Here is a 5234-nt window from a genome sequence, read left to right as displayed (position 1 = left end):
GGTCTATCTGGCCGGACAGCCCCGCCCGGTGGTCGTCCTCGCAGACGAGCGGGTGCACGCCGCCTTCGCGGCCGGGCCCGTCGGGCCGCGGCAGGTCGTGCGGCAGGGCGATGCCGCGCGGGCACCCGGCCAGCACGCGCCGCCAGTAGGCGCGGGACTCGTCCGGGTCGACCAGCCGGGACGGCGCGGCGCCGGCGTCGGCGCGCGGCGCGGTGGCCGGGGAGTCGGGGACGCCTTCGGTGTAGAGGCGGCCCAGGTCGTCCTCCAGGATCGCCAGCGACGCGCCGTCGCACACCAGGTGGTGCACGGTGAGCAGCAGCAGGTCGCCCTCGTCGCCGCGTTCGACGGCCAGCGCGCGCAGCAGCGGCGGGTCGGCCAGGTCGAACGGGCGGCGGGCGTGCTCGTCGATCAGGGCGCGCAGGGTGTCCTCGGGCAGGCCGACGGCGTCCAGCCAGCGGCACGACACGCCCGCGTTGGCCGCCGTGACCGCCCGGCCCGGCGCCTCGAAGCCGCGGCGCAGGGCGTCGTGGCGGGCGACCAGGGCGTCCAGCGCGGTCCGCAGCCGCGGGATGTCGATGCGGCCGGTGAACCGGTAGAGCGCGGCCAGGTGGTACTGGGGCGTGCCGGGGTGCAGCCGCTCGGCGAACCAGAGCCGTTCCTCGGCCGGGGTCAGCGGCCGCTCCTCGCGCCCCGGCCGGGGGTCGGCCAGGAACGCGAGCAGCCGGCCGAACTCCGGGTACTGGTACAGCAGGTCCAGGTCCAGCTCCGCGCCGGTGAGGGCGCGCAGGCTGATCGCGGTCTCCACGGCCATGCCGGAGTCGCCGCCCGCCGCGAAGAAGTCGTCACCCGGGTCGACGTGGTCGACGCCGAGCGTGGCGCACCAGATCCCGGCGAGGGCGTCGCGCAGGCCGTCGGGGTGCTCAGTCATCCGAGCCCCCGGTCCCGGCCGTCGCGGGGTCGCGCACGACGAGCCAGTCGCCGATCGCCAGCGCGTCCATGGTGGAGCGCGCGTAGGTGGCGACGGCTTCCAGCGGCGTGCGGACGATCGGCTGGCCGCGCAGGTTGAACGAGGTGTTGAGGATGACCGGGGTGCCGTGGTCGTCGCCGAACCGCCGGATCAGGGCGTGGAAGCGCGGCGCGGACTCCCGGTCCACGACCTGGACCCGGGCCGAGCCGTCGACGTGGGTGATGGACGGCAGCAGGTCGCGGTACTTCTCGCGCACCTGGGTCACGAACAGCATGTGCCGGTACTGGGCCTCGCGGCCGGGCTCGATCTCGAAGTACTCGCCCGCGTCCTCGACGGGCACCGCGGGCGCGAACGGCCGGAACTCCTCGCGCTGCTTGACCACCGTGTTCAGGTGCGCCCGCATGTCCGGCGCGGTGGGGTCGGCCAGGATGCTGCGGTTGCCCAGCGCCCGCGGCCCGAACTCCATGCGCCCCTGGTACCAGGCGACGACCGCGCCGGAGCCGATCAGCACGGAGGTCTCCTTGAGCAGCGCGTCGCCGGGCAGGTGGCGCACCTGGTGCCCGGGGCCGAGGGCGCCCAGCGCCGCCTCGATGTCGGCGTCGCCGAACTCCTCGCCCCAGTACGGCATGCCCATCGGCCGGGGCGACGCGGGCACGTGCTCGCGCAGCACGTGCAGGGCCGCGCCGAGGGCGGTGCCGTCGTCGCCCGCCGCGGGCTGCACGAAGACCCGGTCGAACAGGCCGCTGCGGCTGATCAGGCCGTTGGCCGTGCAGTTGAGCGCGACACCGCCCGCCATGCACAGCCGCCGGGGCGCGTCCGCGCCGGCCACCCCCTCGGTCAGCACGAACAGCAACCCCTCCTCGATCGCCCGCTGCAGGACCGACGCGATGTCCATGTGCCGCTGGGTGACGGGGGCGTCGGGGTGGCGGGCCGGACCGAAGAGCTCCTCCAGGGCGCGGATCGCGCCGCTGTGGGTCTCGCGCTCCTCGGGCGTGCGGTCCCGGGCCAGCAGCGGCACGGACAGCGCGCCGCTCGGCCGCCGGACGACCAGCTCGACGCCGGGGAACGCGCCGGGGTCGCCGTAGGGCGCGAGCCCCATCACCTTGTACTCGTCCATGCCGGGCAGGAAGCCGAGGTACTGGGTGACGACGCTGTAGAGGATGCCGAGCGAGCTGCCGATCGGGTACGTGCGCAGGGTCTCCAGCGTGCCGCCGCGCCCCCGGAACAGGGAGGTCGACTCCGCTTCGCCCATGCCGTCGGCCACCAGCACCAGCGCGTCGTCGAACCCGCTGAGGTGGTAGCTGCTCGCCGCGTGCGCCAGGTGGTGCGGGACCCGGACGAGCTTGCGCGCCCAGTCCTGGTCCGGGTAGTGCGCGGCCAGCACCTCGCGCTGGACCTCCTCGCGGTAGACCTCCTGGTACCAGCGGCGCAGGAAGCCGTCCAGCTCGAAGGCGGGCGACGGCTCGTAGCGGAAGCCGTGCGCGACGAGGTCGACGTCGTCCATCGTCGCGCCGGCGATGCGCAGGCACGCCTCGACGGCGTCCGCGGGGAACGCGCCGGTGCCCTTGTCGCCGTCGTGCCGCTCCTGCGCGGAGGCCGCGATGACGCCGTTCTCGTCCACCAGCGCGGCGGCCGAGTCCAGGCCCTGCACCAGGCGCTGCTCGCGCCAGTCGAGGCCGGGCATCATCTGCTTCTTGAGCGCGGCGGCCCGATCGAGTCCACTGATACCGAGGACCAGCACGTCAATCTCCTGTCTGTGCGGTGGAGCCGCGGAGGGCGTCGGCGACCGCCTTCACGTGGGGGCGGCGCAGCAGCCGGAAGTGGTCGCCGTCGGCGTGGGTGACCCCGAGGGGGCCGGTCAGCCCGCGCCACGCGGCGACGACGCCGTCGTCCCGGCCGGCCACGACCAGGTCGGTGGCGCCCGTGAACGGGGCCGGGCGGTGGGCCGCGAGCCCGGTGAGCACGTCGCGCCAGAAGGCGATCAGCGCGGCGGCGGTGGGACCGTCCAGTTCGGCCACGTCCGCCGGGTCCACGCCGAGGGTGGCGAAGAGCCGGTCGGCGTCGTCGGACCGCAGCAGCGGCTCCGGTCCGTGCTCGGCGACCTCGCGGCGCAGCGCGTCGAGCGCGGCGGCGTCGGCGTCCGCGTCGACCGGTCGCGGGTCGGAGTCGACCAGGACCAGCCGGTGGACCGCGACGCCCCGGTCGGTCAGCGCACGGGCCAGTTCGTGGGCGATGACGCCGCCCGCGGACCAGCCCGCGACCACCGGTTCCCGGTCGCCGAGCACCGGGACCAGCTCGTCGGCGTAGCGCCGGGCCAGCGCGGCGAGGTCGGTCGCGCCGGAGTCCGCGTCGCCGATCCGGCCCTGCACGCCGAACGCCTCGAAGTCGGCCGCCACCTCGCCGAGCAGGTCGCGGTAGCCGAACAGCGTGCCGCCGATGGGGTGGACCAGGACCAGCGGCCGCGCACCCCGCGCGCCACCCAGCGGCACCACGGCCTTCCCGGTCTGCCCTCGGTGGGACGACCGGGCGTCGATCCGCCGGGCCTGCTCGGCGACGGTGGGCGCGGTGTAGAGGTCGGCGAGCGGGATTTCGGTCGCCAGGTCGCGGCCCAGCCGCAGGGTGAGCCGGATGGCGAGCAGCGAGTGGCCGCCCAGGGCGAAGAAGTCGTCGTGCACGCCGATGCGGGAGACCCCGAGCACGGCCCGCCAGGCGTCGGCGACGCGCCGTTCGGTCTCCGTGCGCGGCGCCACCACCTCGCGGTGCGGCTCGACGTCGTCGGGCGGGGTCAGCGCCGTGCGGTCGACCTTGCCGCCGACGGTCGTCGGCAGCTCGTCCAGCAGGACGAACACCGAGGGGATCGCGGCGGCCGGCAGGCGGCCGGCCAGGTGGTCGCGCAGTTCGTCGCGGTCGGGAGCGGTGGCCGCGACCAGGTGCGCGACCAGCCGGAGCTGCCCGTCGCCGAACCGGTGCGCGGTGACCGCCGCCGCGTGCACCGCGGGATGGGTGCGCAGCGCCGCCTCGACCTCTTCCGGCTCGACGCGCTGGCCCTGGATCTTGACCTGGTGGTCGTTGCGACCCAGGAACTCGATCTGCCCGTCCGCCGTGTACCGGCCCAGGTCGCCCGTCCGGTAGAGCCGGCCGCCCGGCTCGCCCCACGGGTCGGGCACGAACACCGCCGCCGTGGCGGCCGGGCGGTTCACGTAACCGCGGCCCACGCCCGGACCGCCGATGACGATCTCCCCGACCGCGCCCGGCGGCACCCACTCCAGGGCCTCGTCCACCAGGTAAACCCGGGCGTTGCCGTGGGGTCGGCCGATCACCGGCGCGCCGTGCGCGGCGAGGTCGGCGAACGCGGCGTCCACGGTCGCCTCGGCGGGGCCGTACATGTTGTGCGACACCACGTCCGGGTGGGCGCGCAGCTCCCGCCACAGGTCGGGCGGGAACGCCTCGCCGCCGGCCGCGATCAGCTTCGGCGGGTGCGGCGCGTCCAGCAGGCCGGCCTCGACCATGAGCTGGACCTGGGACAGGGTCACGTCGACCACGTCCACCGCCCGGTGCGGGTCCTGCGCCAGCTCGACCAGTCGGCGCGGGTCGCGGCCCTCGGCCCCGGAGACCACCACGAGCTGGTGGCCGTCCAGCAGCGGCAGGACCTGGGTCAGGAAGAAGTCGGAGATGAACGCCGAGGTGCCGGTCACCACGCGGGCGTTCGAGCCGGCGGCGAGCCCGGCCCGCCGCATGCGCGGCAGGAGCAGGTTCTCGGCGTAGTTGGCGAGGTTGCCGTGGTCGACCATCACGCCCTTGGGCCGGCCCGTCGAGCCGGACGTGAACATCACGTACGCCAGGTCGCGCGGCCCGACGCGGGGCAGCGCCACGTCCGGGACGTCGTCCCCGTCCGGGGACACGGTCGGCCACGCGCCCGGCACGGTCTCGCGCGAGACCACCAACGCCGGCGCGGCGTCCTCGGTCATCACCGCGAGGCGTGCCGGCGGCAGGTCCGGGTCCAGCGGCAGGAACGCGCCGCCGGCCAGCCACACCGCCCACACCGCGATCGCCGCGTCCGGACCGGGCCGCAGGTGCAGGCCCACCACGTCGCCGCGCCGCGCGCCCGCGGCCACCAGGCGACGGGCCAGCCGCTCGGCCCGCGCGTCCAGCTCGGCGAACGTCAACGTCCCGTCGCCCGACCGCACGGCCGGCAGGTCCGGCCAGGCGCGGGCCCGCGCCCGCCGCACCGCGGGCCCCCGGTCCCCGGCCCCCGGGAGCGCCCCGG

Annotated in this window: 3 protein-coding genes; all 3 read right to left on the bottom strand. The window is 76.1% G+C overall.

Features of this window, described 5'->3' with window-relative positions:
• Positions 1 to 928 (bottom strand): condensation domain-containing protein (locus ACFXGA_RS32530; RefSeq protein WP_378094613.1); only part of this gene is annotated, 928 nt, incomplete at its 3' end.
• On the bottom strand, positions 921 to 2708 hold the full coding sequence (locus ACFXGA_RS32525; protein ID WP_378094611.1) for a carbamoyltransferase: 1788 nt from the start codon (positions 2706 to 2708) through the stop codon (positions 921 to 923). The genes ACFXGA_RS32525 and ACFXGA_RS32530, both read right to left, overlap by 8 nt.
• A 1-nt stretch (position 2709) precedes the next feature.
• The coding region (locus tag ACFXGA_RS32520; protein WP_378094609.1) for an amino acid adenylation domain-containing protein at positions 2710 to 5234 on the bottom strand (2525 nt) is incomplete at its 5' end.

The sequence above is a fragment of the Actinosynnema sp. NPDC059335 genome (genome assembly GCF_042752395.1).
Classification (GTDB): Bacteria; Actinomycetota; Actinomycetes; order Mycobacteriales; family Pseudonocardiaceae; genus Actinosynnema.
The sequence above is the reverse complement of the archived record's forward strand: the minus strand, read 5'-3'. Positions and strand labels throughout refer to the sequence as shown.